Origin of the sequence: Rhabdothermincola salaria (assembly GCF_021246445.1) — a bacterium.
Lineage (GTDB): Bacteria > Actinomycetota > Acidimicrobiia > Acidimicrobiales > Acidimicrobilacustridaceae > Rhabdothermincola_A > Rhabdothermincola_A salaria.
The window spans coordinates 1706328-1722929 of record NZ_JAJQXW010000001.1 but is presented as its reverse complement, the minus strand read 5'-3'; the positions used below and the strand labels follow the sequence as shown (position 1 = coordinate 1722929).

The window sequence follows — 16602 nt, the reverse complement described above, 5'->3', positions numbered from 1 at the left end:
GTCGCCCGGACGACGAGACGGTGACGCCGGGATGCCCCGCGACCGTCTGGTCGGCGCGACGTCGTCGACGACGACAGCCGTTACCGTTGGTGCCGGTGCCGCCCCCCGGGGTGGACCTGGACCGAGCGGAGGGAACCACTGTGACGACGACGAGGCGGGCTCCCCGCCGGTTGGTGGCGATGGCAGGCCTGCTCGCCGTTCTCTTCGTGGTGGTCGCCGCCTGCGGGCCCCGCGTCGGCGAGGGCGAGGCCTCCGAGGGCGCGGCCGGGGCGTCCGTCGTCCGCGACGCCGCCGAGCGCACGAGTGAGCTCGCCACCGGGCGGCTCCGGGCGACCGTGGCGGTGGAGGCTGTCGGCGAGGGTGGTGGGCCCACGGAGGTCATGGTGGTCGACACCGCTTTCGACACCGGCGCCGACCGCTCGTCGGTGACCACCACCCTCGACCCGTCGGCCATGGCCGCGGTCATCGGTGAGGACCTCTGGGGCGAGGCGACCGACGGAGGGGAGCTCCCCGGGATCGACGGCTTCCTGGACGAACCCCTGACCACGGTCGTCGACGGCGACGTGGTCTACAACCAGGTGCCCGCCGCCCTGCTCGGCCGTGACGGGGGTGGCACCGTGTGGGTGCGGGTCGACGGCGCGTTCTCGGACCTCTTCGGCGCCGTGGGCCCGGGGGGCGGTGGGGCGATGGTCGGGGTCGACCAAGAGGTCCTCGAGGCCCTCGAGGCGGTCACCGAACCAGTGGTGGACAGCGGTACCGAGGTCGTCGACGGCGTGGAGACCACCCGCTACGAAGGCGACCTGGACCTGCGGGAGGCGGCCGAGCTGGTCGGCGAGGACGTCACCGGCGAAGATGCCGCCGTCCACCTGGACGGGCTGACCTCCGCCTACGTGGTGTGGATCGACGCCGACGGGCTCGTGCGTCGGGCCGAGGTGGTGCTCGAGGGGCTCGACGGAGCCTCGTTCGCCACGTCCCCCGACGCTGGCGCGGCACGGGAGCTGCGTTTGGCCGTCACCATGTCGTTCTCGGACCTGGGTCGCCCGGTCGCCATCGAGGTGCCACCGGCCGACGAGGTCGTGACCATGGCCGACCTCTTCGCCGGGATGGCGGGCGAGGAGGGGTTCGCCGAGCTGGGTGACGTGTTCGGCGCGCTGCACGAGGCCGACGCGGAGCCGGCCGGCTCCTGACACCGTTGGTCCGGTCCGCGGCCCCCGACGGGCGAGGTGCCCCGGTCGCTGTCGGCGCCCTATCGGGCCGGCAGCTCGGTTCGCACGACGCTCAGGAGCACTTGGTGAGGAACTGCTCGGCGTCGACCACCACGCGGGTGACGCGCCCGGCGGCCACCAGGCCCCGCTCGTCGTTGACCGAGACGGTGAACGACACCCGTCGCCCGGCGACCTTGTCGACGGTGGCCTCGGCGGTGACCTCGTGGCCGACGGCCGAGGGCTGCAGGTGGTCGATCTGCACCTTCATGCTCACGGTGGTCTCACCCGCCTTGAGGTGCCCGGCCACGGCGTTCACGGCGGCCTCTTCGCACAGGCCGATGAGGCGGGGGGTGGCCAGGACGGGGACCTCGCCGGAGCGCAGGGCGATGGCGGTGTCACCGTCGCCGACGAGGAGTGTCACGGCTGCGCACTGACCGGCTTCGACAGGCATTGGCGGTACGCTACGCCGCCCACCCTCCTCGGGCCAACCGGCCTCGTCGGCCTCTGTGACCGGCGTCGCTGCTACCAGAGGCACTTCGGTGGAAACAGTGTCACTCAACACCCCGGACCGTCCGGCCCGGGGCCGCTCGACGAGGAGGACCGCCGTCGTGATCGACGAAGCCGTCATCGACCGGGTGCTCGGCACCGCCCTGCGCACGGGCGGCGAGTTCGCCGAGGTCTTCGCCGAGGACAAGCGGTCGTCGTCCGCCCTGTTCGACGACGGCAAGGTCGAGGAGCTCACCTCCGGGCGAGACCGGGGCGCGGGCATCCGGGTCGTCGTCGGTGACACCACCGGCTTCGCCCACACCGCCGACCTCACCGAGGCCGGCCTGCGCACCGCCGCCGAGGCGGCGGCCGCCGCGGCGCGGGGCGGTGGGGGCGGCACCCGCACCGTGGCCCTCACCCGTCGCCACGCCGACCGTGGCTACGCCATCGAGACCTACCCCGAGGACGTCCCCAAGGCCCGCAAGGTCGAGCTGCTCGAGCGCGCCGACGAGGTCGCCCGGGCCACGGCCGGGGCCATCAGCCAGGTGTCGGCCAGCTACGGCGACAGCCGGCGGCGCATCCTGGTGGCCAACTCCGACGGGGTGCTGGCCGCCGACGACACCGTGCGCACCCTGTTCTCGGTCAGCACCGTCGCCAGCGGCGACACCGGCATGCAGACCGGGCGCGAGAGCGTCGGGCACACCGTCGGCTTCGAGCTCTTCGACATGGTCGACGTGGAGGAGATGGCCCGTCGCGCCGCCGGACGGGCCCTCACCAAGCTCCAGGCCCGCCCCGCGCCCAGCGGCCAGATGCCCGTCGTCATCGCCAGCGGCGGCGGCGGGGTGCTGTTCCACGAGGCGTGCGGGCACGGCCTCGAGGCCGACCTCGTGGCCAAGGGCGCATCGGTGTTCAAGGGGCGAGTCGGTGAGCGGGTGGCCAGCCCCGGGGTCACGGTCGTCGACGACGGCACCATGGCCAAGGAGTGGGGCAACCTCGCCATCGACGACGAGGGCAACCCGGCCCAGCGCAACGTCCTCATCGAGGACGGCTACCTCACCGACTACATGTGGGACCTGCTGCGGGCTCGCAAGGAAGGTCGCCCCAGCTCCGGCAACGGTCGCCGGCAGAGCTACCAGCACCTGCCCATGGTCCGCATGACCAACACCTACCTGCTCGCCGGCGAGGAGGACCCCGACGCCATCGTGGCCTCCACCGAGCGGGGCGTCCTGGTCAAGCACCTCGGCGGGGGGCAGGTGAACACCGCCACCGGCGACTTCGTGTTCGGCATGACCGAGGCCTACCTCATCGAGGACGGCGAGGTCACCGAGCCGCTGCGCGAGGGCAACCTCATCGGCAACGGGCCCGAGGTCCTGCAACGCATCGACGCCCTCGGCAACGACTTCGCCATGGGTCCTCCGGGCACGTGCGGCAAGGACGGCCAGGGGGTCCCCGTGGGCGACGGCGTCCCCACCCTGCGGGTGTCCAGCCTCACCATCGGCGGCACCGCGGCCTGATGGGCGATCTGCTCGACATCGCCGACCAGGTGGTCGCCCGGGCCAACGACGGGGAGCAGCTCGAAGCCGTCGTCGTGCGCGGCCTCGACACCGAGATCCGGGTCTACGAGGGCGAGGTCGAGTCGCTCGCCTCGGCCCAGAGCCAGGGCGTGGGCGTCCGCGTCGTCGTCGGCGGCCGCCAGGGCTTCGCCTACGCCGGCAGCCTCGACCCGGACGTGCTCGACGAGACCCTCGCCGAGGCCCGCGACAACGCCCGCTTCGCGACCGTCGACCCCTTCGCCGGCCTGGCCGAACCCGACGGCGTGACCGTACCCACGCTCGACCTCTACCGCGAGTCCCTGGCTCACACCCCCACCGATCGCAAGGTGGGGCTGGCCCTGGAGCTCGAGCGGGCGGTGCGGGCCGCCGACGGTCGCATCTCGGGCATCGAGTCGGCCGAGTACGTCGACTCGCTCTCCGAGGCCGCCATCGTCACCACGACGGGCATCCGCTCCAGCAGCCGCGACTCCAGCTGCTACGTCGCCACCTACGCCATGGCCACCGAGGGTCCCGACACCCAGACCGGGTTCGGCTTCTCCGTGGGCCGCGACCTCGAGAGCCTCGACGTGAGCCGGGCCGCCACCGACGCCGCCGACCGGGCCACCCGGTTGCTGGGGGCCTCCCAGCCTCCGTCGGAGCGCGTCACCGTCGTGCTCGACCCGTGGGTCACCGCCCAGTTCCTCGGCCTCATCGGCTACACCCTCGGCGGTGAGGCCGTGCTCAAGGGCCGCTCGCTGTTCGCCGAGCGCCTCGGCGAACAGGTGGCCTCCCCGCTGGTCACGCTGGTCGACGACCCCACCGACCCGCGGGCCTTCACCGCCACCGACACCGACGGCGAGGGCCTGGCCGCCCGTCGCAACGTGCTCGTGGCCGACGGCACGCTGTCGATGTTCGTGCACAACGCCTACACGGGCCGCCGGTCGGGTGGCGCCAGCACCGGCAACGCGGTGCGGGGCTACTCCTCGACCCCGTCGGTCGGATGCATGGCGGTGTCCCTCGTGCCCGGCACCGCCTCCCAGGGCGAGTTGGTGGCGTCGGTCGGCGACGGCGTGCTGATCCAGGACGTCGCCGGTCTGCACTCGGGCGTCAACCCGGTCAGCGGCGACTTCTCCACCGGCGCCGAGGGCCTGCGCATCCGGGGTGGCGAGTTGGCCGAGCCGGTGCGGGAGTTCACCATCGCCTCCACCCTCCAGCGCATGCTCCTCGACGTCGCCGCCGTGGGCGGCGACCTCCAGTGGCTCCCCATGAACGCCTCGGGGGTCAGCCTCGTCATCCACGACGTCACCGTGTCGGGCGCATGACGGCGACCGATGCGGGCACCGTCGCCCCCGACGACGAGTGCGCCGACCTCCTGGACCTGGCCGCCGGCGTCGCCCGCCAGGCCGTCGGTGGTGAGCAGGTCGAGGCCTTCGTCGGTCGCAGCTCGTACACCACGGTCAAGGCCCACGGCGGTGAGGTCGAGTCGTTCTCGTCGGCCACCACCGCCGGCATGGGCATCCGGGTCGTGCGCGACCACCGCCAGGGGTTCGCCTGGGCGGGGAGCCTCGACCCGGACGTGGTCGCCGAGACCCTGGCCGAGGCTCGCGACAACGCGGCCTTCGCCCAGCCCGACGAGTGGGTCGGCCTGGCCGACCCCGACGGCGTGGCGCCCGTGCCCTTCGACGCCTTCGACCCGGCGGTGGCCGCCCTGGCCCCCGAGCGCAAGGTGGCGCTGGCCCTCGAGCTCGAGGCCATGGTCCGCGGTGGAGACCCTCGCATCACCGGGGTGCGGGTCGCCACGTTCTCCGACTCGTCGAGCCGGGCCGCCGTCGCCTCCAGCACCGGCATCGCCGGGGCCTCCCGCTCGGCGTGGTGCTCGATGGGCGTGCTCGCCCTCGCCGCCGAAGGCGACGAGACCTACACCGGTTCGGGCTCCACGGTCGGCTTCGGACCCGACGACCTCGACCTCGACGAGGCCGCGACCGACGCGGTCACCCGGGCGGTGCGCCTCTTCGGTGCCCGGCCGGTGAGCTCCCGACGCCTCTCGGTCGTCCTCGAGCCCCGCATGGCGGCCGCCGTGGTAGGCCTGCTCGGCGGCACCCTCACCGGCGACCGGGTCCTGAAGGGTCGTTCCCCCTTCGCCGACCGCCTCGGCGACACCATCGCCGTGCCCGGCCTCACCCTCGTCGACGATCCCACCGATCACCGTTCGTTCGCCGCCGAGACCTTCGACGGCGAAGGGTTGGCGTGCCGGCGCAACGTCCTCGTCGCCGACGGGGTGCTGCAGGGCTTCCTCTACGACTCCGCGACCGGCCGCCGCGCCGGCCACCCGAGCACCGGGTCGGCCGTGCGGGGCGTCACGTCCACCCCGTCGGTCGGTTGCCAGGCTCTGGCGGTCACCCCCGGCGCGGGCACCCACGACGAGCTGGTCGGGGCGGTCGACCTGGGGGTCGAGGTCCAGTCGATCACCGGCTGGCACTCCGGCGTCAACGCCATCAGCGGCGATCTCTCCGTCGGCGTCGAGGGCGTCATGATCCGCGACGGCCAGCGGGCCGAACCGGTGCGCGAGGTCACCATCGCCTCCACCCTCCAGAAGATGCTCCTCGGCATCGACGCCATCGGCGGAGAGGTCGAGTGGCTGCCGGGAGGCACGGGCTGCCCCACCCTCGTCTTCGGCGACATCAGCCTCAGCGGCACCTGACGCCCGGCGCGGCCTCGGTGGGCCAGACTCTCGGCGTGGAGGGTTCGTGCGCCGGCTGATCGCCCTGGTGTGTCGCTTCGCGGCCAGACTGCTGTTCCGCCGGGTCGAGGTCGCCGACCGCGATCGCCTGCCACGCGGGAGGCCCGTGGTGTTGGTGGCCAACCACTTCAACGGGTTCGTCGACCCCCTGGTGATCGGGGCGGTGCTCGGACGGCTGCCCCGGTTCGTGGCCAAGGCCGCCCTGCTCTCGGTGCCCCTCACCGGCTTCTGGCTCCGGCGGGTCGGGGTGGTGTTCGTCCAACGCCGCCAGGACGGCCCCACGAAGGGCAACGACCACGCGTTCGTCGAGTGCCACCGCGCCCTCGCCGCCAACGACACGGTGGCCATCTTCCCGGAGGGGACGACCCACGACCGCCCCCGACTCGACCCCATCCGCACCGGCGCCGCCCGCATCGCCCTCGGTGCCCGGGCCGACGGCGTGGCCGGTGTGGTCGTCGTGCCGGTGGGCCTCACCTTCCCGGACAAGTCCGCGCTGCGGTCGTCGGCCCTGGTGCAGTTCGGCGAGCCCATCGAGGTCGACGAGATCGACGAGGTCGCGCCCGACGCCGGTGACACCGACCACGCGGCCGTCGCCGAGCTCACCGCTCGCATCGACCACGGCCTGCGTTCGGTGAGCCTCGACTTCGCCGACCTGGGATCGGCCCTCGCCATGGAGCAGGCGGCCGCTGTCGCCCTGAGCGCTCCGGGTCGGCGCCCGCCCACCCTCGAGGCCCGCTACGACCTGGCCCGGAGCCTGGGTCGGGCGCCGTCGGAGGCCCAGACCAGGGTGGCGGGGGCCCTCGGGCGCTACCTGACGTTGCTGTCGGGGTTGCACCTCACCGACACCGACGTGGTCAGCCCCACCAGCCCGCGGCGGCTGCTGCGCTCGGCGTTCGGCATCGCCGTGCTCGTGGTCCTGCTCGGAGGGGTGGTGGCCGCCACGATCGTGGTGAACGCCATCCCCGCAGCCCTCGTCGCCGCCGTGAGCACGTTCGTGCGCACCCCGGTCACCAAGGGCACGGTGCGGGTGCTCGTGGGCCTGGTGGCTTTCCCGGCGGCCTGGGTGACCGCGGCGATCGTCGCCGCCGACGACGTGGGGGCCGGGCTCCTCGTCGTCCTCCTCGCCGCCATCGGCGCCCTGGCCGCCGTCTGGCTCGTCGAGCGCGCCATCACCCTGACCGTGATGCTGCTGCGATGGCAGGCCCAGCTCGAACGGGCCCGCAGCATCGAGCTGGCCCTCCCGGCTCGCGGCGAGGTGATCGACGCCGTGCGGGCGGCGGTGCCGTCGGGCGAGCTGGCGGCGACGGCCGGGTCCCGCACCGTCACCGCCGACGACGGGGGCGAGGCGTCGTGACCGGCCCGCCCCGCGTCCACGTCGCCGTCGACGACGGCGAGCGCATCCGCCCCGGTCGCATCGGCCAGCCGGCGAACACCACGTCGAGCCTGGCGTTCGTCGTGGCGGCGCTGGCGATGGTGCGCCGGGCGCGGCGGCGCGATCGGGCCTGGCCGTGGACGGCGGTGGCGGGCGCCACCGCCCTCGTGGGGGTCGGCAGCGTCGGGTTCCACGGTCCGGGCAACCGGCCCGGCAAGGCCGTCCACGACCTCGGGGTCGCGGCCGTGGCCCTCACGTTGCCCCTCGCCCTCGCCGTCGACCCCCCGGACCGCTTCCCTCGGGCCGCCGCCGGCCTCGGTGCGGCCGCCGTGCTGTTGCACACCCAGAGCCGCACCGGTCGGCACCTGGCGGGCACCGACGCCCCGGTGCCGGGCCACTCGGTCTTCCACGTGGTGGCGGCGGCCGCCCTGGCCTTCGTGGTGCCGGGCCACGACTCGGGGGAGCGGGCCTCGATCAGATCGTGCCGGTGACCAGCAGGCCGACGGCCACGGCCGCGACGGCGAGACGTTCCCAGCCGAAGACCGCCAGGCTCCGCGACTGCAACCAGGCGACCATCCACTTCACGGCCACCACCGCCGACACGAACGCGAACACCAGCCCGATGATCGGGTCCACCGCGCCGTAGGCGTCGAGCATCGTCGAGCCGTTGTTGACGGTCTCGTAGAGGGTGGCGCCGCTGAGCGTCACCAGGCCCAGCAGGAAGCTGAACTCCACCGCGGTGGCGAGGCGGGCACCGACGGCCAGGGCGGCGAGGATGGTCACCAGGCTGCGGCTGGTGCCGGGCCACATGGCGATGATCTGGGCGATGCCGATGATGAGGGCGTGGCGGGGTCCGAGCTGTTCGAGCGTGAAGCCGGGCCGGTCCGGTCGCAGCCGGCCCGACACGGCCAGGATGACCAGCCCGCCCACGACCCAGGCCACCACCACCGGCCACGGCCCCAGCAGGTTGTCCTTGATGGGGCGCTCGAAGAGCAGGGCGACCACGACGGCCGGGGCGGTGGCGCACACCAGCGCCACCAGGAGCCGGCGGCCGTCGGGGTCGCGGCCCAGCAGGCCGGTGAAGAGGGTGGCGACCCGCCGCCGGTAGAGCACCAGCACCGCCAGGATGGCGCCGAACTGGATGGCGATGGCGTAGGAGTCGGCGGCGTCCTTGGTGGCGTCGTCCTCCCCGATGCCGAGGATCCGTTGGGTGACGAGCAGGTGGCCGGTGGAGCTCACCGGCAGGTACTCGGTGACGCCCTCGACCACCCCGAGCACGGCGGCCTTCAACGGCGTCATCTCGCTGTCGGCCGCCTCGGCGTCGACCGTGCCGTCGACCGTGCTGTCGGCGGTGTCCGGCGCCGGGTCGGCCTCTGCGGTCGCGGCCGCCAGCTCGCCGGGAGCCCCGGGGTCGGAGCCAGGACGGGCGGGCGTGGCCCCGGCGGGGGCGAGCCAGAGGGCCGAGGCGAGCACCGCCAGCACCGTCGCCAGCGCGAGCACGGCACGGGTCGGGACGGGCCGCGGACGAGGGAGGGGGGAACCGCGCACGGCGTCGCACGCTAGTTGACCCCGATCGGGCCCTTTCGCCGGCGTCGGGTGCCCCCTAGGCTCGGGCCCACTTCCCCCACCTGTGCCTCGTCGTCTCGGAGGACCACCGTGGGAACCCACTTGGCCGGGCCCGACCGTCGTCGCGTCCGGCGGGGCCGACGCCGGCCGCTGATCCGCTGGGCGGCCACCGTCGTCGCCGCGCTCGTCGCCGGCGCCCTCGCCGCCGGGGCCGTGGCGCGGGCCGACGCCGCCCGGGCGGCGTACGGCACCCTGCGCGAGGTGCCGGTGGCGCTGCGGTCCCTGGCGGTGGGCGACGTCGTGGGCCCGGCCGACGTCGAGATCCGAGCCCTCCCCGAGGTGATGGTGCCCGAGGGGGTGGCCGAGGACCCCCTCGGCCGGGCGGTCGGTGACGCGATCGTGGCCGGAGAGGTCGTGCTCGATGCCCGCCTGGCCGGGTGGGGCACCGGCCCGGCCGCCCGGCTCGAGCCCGGCCAGCGGGCCCTGGCCGTCCCCGTCGACGACCGGTCGCTCGTCCTGCAGATCGGCGACCGCGTCGACGTGCTGGCGCCGGAGGTGGGGTCCACCACCGGGGCCCGGCGGGTGGCGCGGGGTGCCGAGGTGCTCGCCGTCGACGCGCTCACCGTCACCGTGGCGGTCGATGCCTCGGCGGCGCCCGCGGTGGGTCGGGCCGTGCTCGACGGCGCCGTCGTGCTGGCGCTGGTGGGGGCGGTGCCCTGAGGGCGCCGTGTCAGGCGGCGCTGGACCCGCTGGAGCTGGTGGAGTCGGACCCCGATGTGCTGCCGGCGCTGTCGGAGCTGGTGCTCTTGGAGGCGCTGTCGGAGCTGGTGCTGGTGGAGCCGCTGTCGGTGGTGCTGGCGCCGCCGCTGCTCGACTCGGTGCTCGACGCGCTGCTCGACGACGTCTGGCGGGCGTCGTTCTTGTAGAAGCCGCTGCCCTTGAAGGCGATGCCGACCGACCCGAACTTCTTCTTCAGGGTGCCGCCGCACTCGGGGCACTCGGTCAGGGGGTCGTCGGTGAAGGCCTGCTGCGCCTCGAGGTGTCGGCCGCAGTCCTTGCAGCGGTATTCGTAGGTGGGCATCGCCGTCCTCCGTGGGGACCAGATCGTTAGCACTCGAGCAACGCGAGTGCCAGCATACGGCAGCGCCCCGGTCGGTGCGACCTAGCATCGGGGCCACGTCGATCGCACGAGGAGTGTCCGTGGCCACGCCGCACGTCACCAAGGCCGTGATCCCTGCCGCCGGGCTCGGGACCCGGTTCCTCCCGGCCACCAAGGCCCAACCCAAGGAGATGCTGCCGGTCGTCGACAAGCCGGCCATCCAGTACGTCGTCGAGGAGGCCGTCCGGGCCGGCATCGACGACATCTTGATCATCACCGGCCGGGGCAAGCGCACCCTCGAGGACCACTTCGATCGCAACTTCGAGCTCGAGTACTACCTGGCCCAGAAGGGCAAGGAGACCGAGTTGGCCGAGATGAAGGCCCTCGCCGAGATGGCCGACATCCACTACGTGCGCCAGGGCGAACCACTGGGGCTGGGCCACGCCGTGTCGGTCGCCCGCAAGCACGTGGGCGACAACCCGTTCGTCGTGATGCTCGGCGACGACATCATGGTCGACGACGGCGTCGTGCTCACCGAGATGATCGACACCTACGCCCACTACGGCCGTTCGGTCGTCGCCCTCTCGGAGTTCCCCGCCTCGGAGATCTCCGCCTACGGCTGCGTCGATCCCGAAGTCATCAGCGACGACCTCGTGCAGGTGCGCGGCATCGTCGAGAAGCCCGCCCCCGAGGACGCCCCGTCGAACCTGGCGGTCATGGGGCGCTACGTGTTCACCCCCGAGATCTTCGACGCCCTCGAGCAGGTGCGCCCGGGGGTCGGTGGCGAGATCCAGCTCACCGATGCCATCGCCGTGCTGCTCGCCAGCCAGACGGTGTACGGGTGGGTGTTCCGCGACGGCCGCTACGACATCGGCAAGAAGCTCGACTACCTCCGCGCCACGGTGGAGCTGGCCCTCGAACGGGAAGACCTCGGCCCCGACTTCCGCGACTTCCTCGTCGAGTTGCTCGACAAGCGCGGCCTGCGGTGATCTCGCTCGCCGAGGCGAGGGACGTCGTGTTCGGCGGGTGCCCCCGCGGGCCCGAAGCCGTCGTCCCCGTCGCCGAGGCGCACGGCGCAGTGCTGGCGGCGGCGGTGGTGGCCGGTGAGGCGGTGCCCCCGTTCGCCAACACGGCCATGGACGGCTTCGCGGTGCGGGCCGCCGACACCGTCGGAGCCGGACCCGACCACCCGGTCGACCTCGAGATCGTGGGCACCGTCCAGGCCGGCATGTCCGGGCTCGACGCTCCCGTCGGCGAAGGGCGAGCCGCCCGCATCATGACCGGCGCACCCATGCCGCCGGGGGCCGACGCCGTGGTCATGGTCGAGCGCACCGAGGTCACCGGCGACCGAGTGGCTGTCCTCGCGGAGGTGGCTGCGGGGCTGCACGTGCGCCCCGTGGGCGACGACGTGCGCCCCGGCGACGAGGTCGTGGCGGCCGGCACGGTGCTGGGGGCCGCGCACCTGGCCCTGCTGGCCACCGTGGGCGTCCAAGAGGTGCCCGTGGTGCGCCGCCCGGTGGTGGGGGTGCTCTCCACCGGCGACGAGCTCGTCGACGGAGGCGGGCCGCTCGGCCCGGGGCAGATCCGCGACTCCAACCGCCTGGCGCTGCGCACGCTGCTCGCGGCCGCGGGGTTCGAGGTGGTCGACCTCGGGCTGCTCCCCGACGACGAGGCCGTGATCACCTACGGCATCCGGGCGGGCATCGAGCGGTGCGACGCCCTCGTCACCAGCGGCGGGGTGAGCATGGGCGACTTCGACTTCGTGAAGGTCGTGCTCGACCGCCTGGGCGCCATGCGCTGGATGCAGGTGGCCATCAAGCCGGCCAAGCCCCTCGCCTTCGGCACCGTCGAGCGCGCCGACGGCGTGGTCGTGCCGATCTTCGGGCTGCCCGGCAACCCCGTGTCGTCGATGGTGAGCTTCGAGCTGTTCTGCCGGCCGGCGCTGCGCCAGATGGCGGGCCGCACCGGCATCGACCGGTTCCGGCCCCAGATCGTCGCCATCGCCGACGAGGCCATGGCCCGCAAGGCGGACGGCAAGACCCACTTCGTCCGGGTCCGGACTCGGTGGGACACCTCGGACGGACGGGTGCACGTCGCGTCGGCCGGTGCCCAGGGCAGCCACCAGCTGACCGCCATGGCCAACGCCGGAGGTCTGGCCGAGCTCCCCGACGGTGCCGGCGTCGAGGTCGGCGACCAGGTGGCGGTGCACCTCCTCGACGCCGCACTCGGGCTGTGATCGCCCCGGTGGTCGTGGCGGCACGCCGATACGCTCTGCTGCCGTGACCGATCCCACCCCCTCGGACCTCGTCGACGGGTACGGGCGCGTCCACCGCGACCTGCGCATCTCGGTCACCGACCGCTGCAACTACCGCTGCACCTATTGCATGCCGGCCGAAGGCATGCCCTGGCTGCCCCGCCAGGAGCTGCTCACCTACGAAGAGCTGGCCCGGGTGGCCCGCGTGTGTGTCGAGCGCTTCGGGTTCGACGGCATCCGCCTCACCGGTGGCGAGCCGACCGTGAGGGCCCACCTGCCGGTGCTGATCGAGAAGCTCGCCGCGCTCGGGGTCGACCTCTCGCTGACCACCAACGGCTCCACCCTCCGCCTCGTCGCCCACGACCTCGCCGCCGCCGGGCTGCAACGCATCAACGTGTCGTGCGACTCGCTGCGTCCCGAGCGGTTCGCGGCCATCACCAAGCGCGACGACCTGCCCCAGGTCCTCGACGGCATCGCCGCCGCCCACGAAGCCGGCCTCGGACCGGTCAAGCTCAACGTCGTCGTCATGCGGGGGGTGAACGACGACGAGATCGTCGACTTCGCCACCTACGGGCGCGAGCACGACGTCGAGGTCCGCTTCATCGAGTTCATGCCCCTCGACGCCCAGGGCGCCTGGACCGACGACCAGGTGGTGTCGCAGGCCGAGATCGTGGCCGCCATCGACGCCGTGCACCCCCTCGACGAGGTCCCCGCCGCCGAGCGCGGCGCCGACCCCGCGGCTCGTTGGCGCTACCGCGACGGCCGTGGCCACGTGGGCGTCATCGCCAGCGTCACCCAGGCGTTCTGCGAGTCGTGCGACCGGGTGCGCCTCACAGCGGAGGGCATGCTCCGCCACTGCCTGTTCGCCACCCGGGAGCTCGACCTGCGGGCGTTGCTGCGCGAGGGGGCCTCCGACGACGACCTGGCCGACGCCATCCGGGCGGAGGTGGGGGCCAAGTGGGCCGGCCACCAGATCAACCAGGTGCACTTCATCCGCCCGGCGCGCTCGATGAGCCAGATCGGCGGCTGAGCCGAGACGTAGGCACCCGCGGCGAGCCCACCGATCCGCCCCCCCTTTGCGCGGCAAACCTGTCGGGAACGGGCTGTCGACAGGTGACGCCCAACCCTGACAGGTACGCGGGGTGGGCACGAGCGGGCCGCCTACACTCGGCGCCCATGTCCGATCGCGGTCTCACCCACCTCGACCCCCTGGGTCGGGCTCGCATGGTCGACGTCACCCCCAAGGAGGTCACCCACCGCCGGGCGATCGCCCGGGGCAAGGTGTTCATGCAACCGGAGACCACGTCGCTCATCGCTCGCGGCGCCGTCTCCAAGGGCGACGTGCTGGCGGTCGCCCGGGTGGCGGGCATCCAGGCGGCCAAGAAGGCACCGGACCTCATCCCGCTGTGCCACCCGCTGCTCGTCGGGTCGGTGTTCGTCAACTTCCGCATCGAGGACCGCTACGTCGAGGTCGAGGCCCAGGTCGAGACCGTCGACCGCACCGGGGTCGAGATGGAAGCCCTCACCGCCTGCAGCGTGGCCGCGCTGACCATCTACGACATGTGCAAGTCCGCCGACCGCTCGATGGTCATCGGTGACGTCACCCTCTGGGAGAAGACCGGCGGTCGCTCGGGTACCTACCGGCGCGACCCCCTCGACGAGGCGGGCGTCGGTGTGGAGGGCCTCGGCGGCCTGTCGGGCAGCGACGACGACCTCGGCCTCGGGCTCGATCTCGACGACGAGACCTGACGTCGCCCGTCCCGGCCGCCGCCCGGCCGGCCCCTGTCCGGGCCTGGCGGACGCCGTCGTCGGCGCGAAGTCCCTGGTGACGGGCGGATGGCGCGCCGATGGCGGGGAGGCGACGGATGGCACGGTGGAACCCGTGGTGGTTCCGTAGTAGAACCGTAATGTTCTGATTCCGCCGATCGGCCGGACCGCCCAGGGGATCCACCCCCTGTGACATGCGGCCCGGTACGGTCCCCGACACCGAAAGCGCAGGCCCGGAGCGTGACATTCGTGGTGCTGTTCATCCTCGCGGTGGTGTGGGCGGTCTATCTGGTCTCGTGGTTCCGCACGCGCTCCGAGACCCGTAGCGGCAACTCCATCTCGTCGTTCAGCCGGCACCTGTCGGTCCTCGAGCGCACGGCTCCCGGTGCCCGCCAGGGCGGTGCCCGGGCGGCTGACTTCGGCCCTGCTCGGGCGGCGGCCGGCCTCGGCCCGCTCTCGTCCAGCGTGGCGCCTCGTCGCTCGGCGCAGGCCGCGGCCAAGAAGCGTCGCAAGGACATCTTGATGGGCCTGCTCGCCGCCACCGGGGTCACCGCACTCGGCGGCCTCGTGCTCGGCGGTCCGCTGCGTCTGCTGTTCGTCGTGTCCCTCCTGCTCACCGTCGCCTACGTGGCGCTGCTGGCCCAGGCCCAGAAGCGAGTGCTCGAGCAGCGCTCCAAGGTCCGCTACCTGGGTCCCTCGGGCGCCGTGAGCCCCGTTGCTCCCGTGGCCTGGGACGACGAGGCCTGGTACGACGAGGCCTACGACGAGCCCACCGCGGACGGCACCTACCCGACCGCCGACGTGCACGCCTACCCGCAGCCGCAGTCCGGCTACATGATCGCTCGGCGCTAGCCGCCGGCTGGCCTGCTCGTGTTCGCGGCCGACGCCCCGTCGAGCCGGCGTGCCGAGATGCTCGCCGCCGTGGAGGCGGTCCGCTCCGAGTTGGCCGGAGCCCACGCCGCCCGCGAGGTCGCACTCCCTGCCTGCCGGGCCGCCATCCGGTCCTCGGGCAGCTCGATCCGGGCCGTGCACCGAGGTGAGCCGGAACGGGCCGCCGCCCTCGCGGCCGACGCCGCCTCTGCGTTGCGCGAGGCCCAGGACGCGCTGGCCCCGTTCCCGGCGGTGGCCCACGCCGGCTTCCTCCACGACGCCGAGCGGGAGGTCGCCGAAGCCCACCTCACGGCCGCCCTCGTGGCCGGAGAGCCCCTTCCCGGGCCGGATGCGCTGGGGATCGACGGCCCACCCTGGCTCAAGGCCCTGGCCGAGGCGGCCAGCGAGCTGCGCCGCTACACGCTCGACCGGCTACGCGAGGGGGAGATGGACCGGGCCGAAGCCCTCCTGCAGTCCATGGACGACGCCTACGACGTCCTCGTCACGGTCGACTACCCCGATGCCCTCACCGAAGGGCTGCGCCGCACCGTCGACGCCTTGCGGGCGGTGGTCGAGCGCACCCGGGGCGACGTCACCACGACCGTGGTGCAGGTGCGCCTCCAGCAGGCCCTCGAGGGCCACGGCCACCCGGTCGAGCCGCTGCAGCCCTGAGTCCAGCGCTGGTGCGCCGGCCCGTGTCGCGCTGACGTCGGGGCGACCGGTGAGCGAAGGCGGGACCCGAGCGCGGTTCCGACCGGCGAACGGCGGCGGGCCGGACGCGCCAGTGGCGCCGCCGGGGCGGCGCCACTGCGACGAGAGGGGGAGGGCTCGGGGCTACTCGTACATGAACTCGTGGACGACCCACACCCGGCCGTCGGCGCCACGGGTGACACCGGTGCCCACCTTGTTGAAGCCACGGTCGAGGATGTTGTCGCGGTGGCCCTTGGAGTTCATGAAGGCCTGGTGGGCGCCCTCGATGGATCCGGCCACGCCGACGTTCTCACCGAGCTTGCGCCACGTCGTCGACCAGTTGTCGTTGGTGAGGTTGGAGTGCGAGAGGTGCCCCTGGCGGCTGAGGTGGTCGGCCCAGCCCTGGGCCTTGAGGTAGAGCATGGTGTTGAACTGCAGCGCCGGGATGCCCCGCTGGGCGCGTTCCTGGTTGATCAGGTCGGCGGTGCGGTTGGCCTCGGGGGTGCATGCGGCGAACAGCATCACGGCGGCGAGCGCCAGCGCGGCGAAGGCACCGGCACGCCGGCGGGACGGCCGGCGGGTGGTCGGTGCTGCCTGGGGGAGGGTCGCAGAGGTCATGTCAGTTACTCGGCGCGTTCGATCCTTCACCTTGAGTGATTTCCTTTCGGTCGGCCATCCGGCGCACCGGGGGCTCGGGCGACCCGCGTGGTCGTCGGTGACCGTTCTGGCGGGCGCGTGTGAAGGTGACGTGAGGGTCGGCTGAGACTCCTCCCATGTGCGCGGCACGCCGGGCGGCACCGGACGCAGCGGCACCCGTCACCTCGACGCCGGCGGCGGGAGCACGACCCGGGATGGTTTGCCGTGCCCGGCCCGGGGAGGAGTATCGTGGGCGCCCCTGCGGGGGTGTAGCTCAGTTGGCTAGAGCGCTACGTTCGCAACGTAGAGGTCGGGAGTTCGATTCTCCTCACCTCCACCGCCGCCGAAGGCCCGGTTCGCCGGGCCTTCTGGCTTTTTCGCCCCC

General features: G+C 73.4%; 17 protein-coding genes and 1 tRNA gene. 14 read left to right on the top strand and 4 right to left on the bottom strand.

What is annotated here, in order from left to right:
• The first annotated feature begins 20 nt into the window (after window positions 1-20).
• On the top strand, window positions 21-1187 hold the full coding sequence (locus LUW87_RS08015; RefSeq protein ID WP_488169001.1) for an SCO4651 family lipoprotein: 1167 nt from the start codon (window positions 21-23) through the stop codon (window positions 1185-1187).
• 91 nt (window positions 1188-1278) lie between these two features.
• Here LUW87_RS08015 and LUW87_RS08010 read toward each other — a convergent pair whose 3' ends face one another.
• A complete protein-coding gene (locus LUW87_RS08010) occupies window positions 1279-1656 on the bottom strand; it encodes a thioesterase family protein (protein WP_232670612.1) in 378 nt (125 codons plus the stop codon).
• A 157-nt stretch (window positions 1657-1813) separates the two neighbouring features.
• Between LUW87_RS08010 and LUW87_RS08005 the strand changes: the two genes are divergently transcribed.
• Genes LUW87_RS08005 through LUW87_RS07985 form a run of 5 tightly spaced genes read left to right on the top strand, consistent with a single transcriptional unit; the run spans window position 1814 to window position 7826 of the window.
• Entirely contained in the window at window positions 1814-3205 is a 1392-nt protein-coding gene (locus tag LUW87_RS08005; protein ID WP_232670611.1) for a TldD/PmbA family protein, read from the top strand.
• A complete protein-coding gene (locus LUW87_RS08000) occupies window positions 3205-4545 on the top strand; it encodes a TldD/PmbA family protein (protein WP_232670610.1) in 1341 nt (446 codons plus the stop codon). Before LUW87_RS08005 ends, LUW87_RS08000 begins: the two co-directional genes overlap by 1 nt.
• On the top strand, window positions 4542-5924 hold the full coding sequence (locus LUW87_RS07995; RefSeq protein WP_232670609.1) for a TldD/PmbA family protein: 1383 nt from the start codon (window positions 4542-4544) through the stop codon (window positions 5922-5924). The genes LUW87_RS08000 and LUW87_RS07995 overlap by 4 nt, the downstream gene beginning before the upstream one ends.
• Window positions 5925-5970: 46 nt before the next feature.
• Complete coding sequence (locus tag LUW87_RS07990; protein ID WP_232670608.1) at window positions 5971-7317, top strand: 1-acyl-sn-glycerol-3-phosphate acyltransferase; 1347 nt, start codon at window positions 5971-5973, stop codon at window positions 7315-7317.
• Window positions 7314-7826 carry a hypothetical protein gene (locus LUW87_RS07985; RefSeq protein WP_232670607.1) on the top strand — a complete coding sequence of 171 codons (513 nt, stop codon included), beginning with the start codon at window positions 7314-7316 and terminating at the stop codon, window positions 7824-7826. The genes LUW87_RS07990 and LUW87_RS07985 overlap by 4 nt, the downstream gene beginning before the upstream one ends.
• Here the strand turns inward: LUW87_RS07985 and LUW87_RS07980 are convergent.
• The gene (locus LUW87_RS07980; protein ID WP_232670606.1) at window positions 7810-8883 is read right to left on the bottom strand and encodes an undecaprenyl-diphosphate phosphatase; all 1074 of its coding nucleotides are present in this window, start codon (window positions 8881-8883) and stop codon (window positions 7810-7812) included. The two genes, LUW87_RS07985 and LUW87_RS07980, sit on opposite strands and share 17 nt — an antisense overlap.
• A gap of 108 nt (window positions 8884-8991) precedes the next feature.
• Here LUW87_RS07980 and LUW87_RS07975 point away from each other — a divergent pair, with 108 nt between their 5' ends.
• Window positions 8992-9621 (top strand): CpaB family protein, encoded by a 630-nt coding sequence (locus tag LUW87_RS07975; RefSeq protein ID WP_232670605.1) that lies wholly within the window; start codon window positions 8992-8994, stop codon window positions 9619-9621.
• 10 nt (window positions 9622-9631) lie between these two features.
• Here the strand turns inward: LUW87_RS07975 and LUW87_RS07970 are convergent, their stop codons facing one another.
• Window positions 9632-9982, bottom strand: a complete 351-nt coding sequence (locus tag LUW87_RS07970) for an FmdB family zinc ribbon protein (RefSeq protein ID WP_232670604.1) — start codon at window positions 9980-9982, stop codon at window positions 9632-9634.
• Window positions 9983-10101: 119 nt separating this feature from the next.
• Here LUW87_RS07970 and galU point away from each other — a divergent pair, with 119 nt between their 5' ends.
• From galU to LUW87_RS07940, 6 genes are all read left to right on the top strand, one after another.
• Window positions 10102-10989: a UTP--glucose-1-phosphate uridylyltransferase GalU gene (galU, locus tag LUW87_RS07965; RefSeq protein ID WP_232670603.1), complete on the top strand. Its 888-nt coding sequence runs from the start codon at window positions 10102-10104 to the stop codon at window positions 10987-10989.
• Window positions 10986-12236 (top strand): molybdopterin molybdotransferase MoeA, encoded by a 1251-nt coding sequence (locus LUW87_RS07960; RefSeq protein WP_232670602.1) that lies wholly within the window; start codon window positions 10986-10988, stop codon window positions 12234-12236. The genes galU and LUW87_RS07960 overlap by 4 nt, the downstream gene beginning before the upstream one ends.
• A gap of 43 nt (window positions 12237-12279) precedes the next feature.
• A complete protein-coding gene (gene moaA / locus LUW87_RS07955; protein ID WP_232670601.1) occupies window positions 12280-13284 on the top strand; it encodes a GTP 3',8-cyclase MoaA in 1005 nt (334 codons plus the stop codon).
• 146 nt (window positions 13285-13430) lie between these two features.
• Window positions 13431-14003, top strand: a complete 573-nt coding sequence (moaC, locus tag LUW87_RS07950) for a cyclic pyranopterin monophosphate synthase MoaC (protein ID WP_232670600.1) — start codon at window positions 13431-13433, stop codon at window positions 14001-14003.
• A gap of 267 nt (window positions 14004-14270) precedes the next feature.
• Window positions 14271-14873 (top strand): hypothetical protein, encoded by a 603-nt coding sequence (locus LUW87_RS07945; RefSeq protein WP_232670599.1) that lies wholly within the window; start codon window positions 14271-14273, stop codon window positions 14871-14873.
• A gap of 18 nt (window positions 14874-14891) precedes the next feature.
• Window positions 14892-15563, top strand: a complete 672-nt coding sequence (locus LUW87_RS07940; RefSeq protein WP_232670598.1) for a translin family protein — start codon at window positions 14892-14894, stop codon at window positions 15561-15563.
• Window positions 15564-15725: 162 nt separating this feature from the next.
• Here the strand turns inward: LUW87_RS07940 and LUW87_RS07935 are convergent, their stop codons facing one another.
• Window positions 15726-16199: a CAP domain-containing protein gene (locus LUW87_RS07935; RefSeq protein WP_232670597.1), complete on the bottom strand. Its 474-nt coding sequence runs from the start codon at window positions 16197-16199 to the stop codon at window positions 15726-15728.
• Between the two features lie 281 nt (window positions 16200-16480).
• Here LUW87_RS07935 and LUW87_RS07930 point away from each other — a divergent pair.
• Window positions 16481-16554 (top strand) — tRNA-Ala (locus LUW87_RS07930).
• Window positions 16555-16602 lie beyond the last annotated feature (48 nt).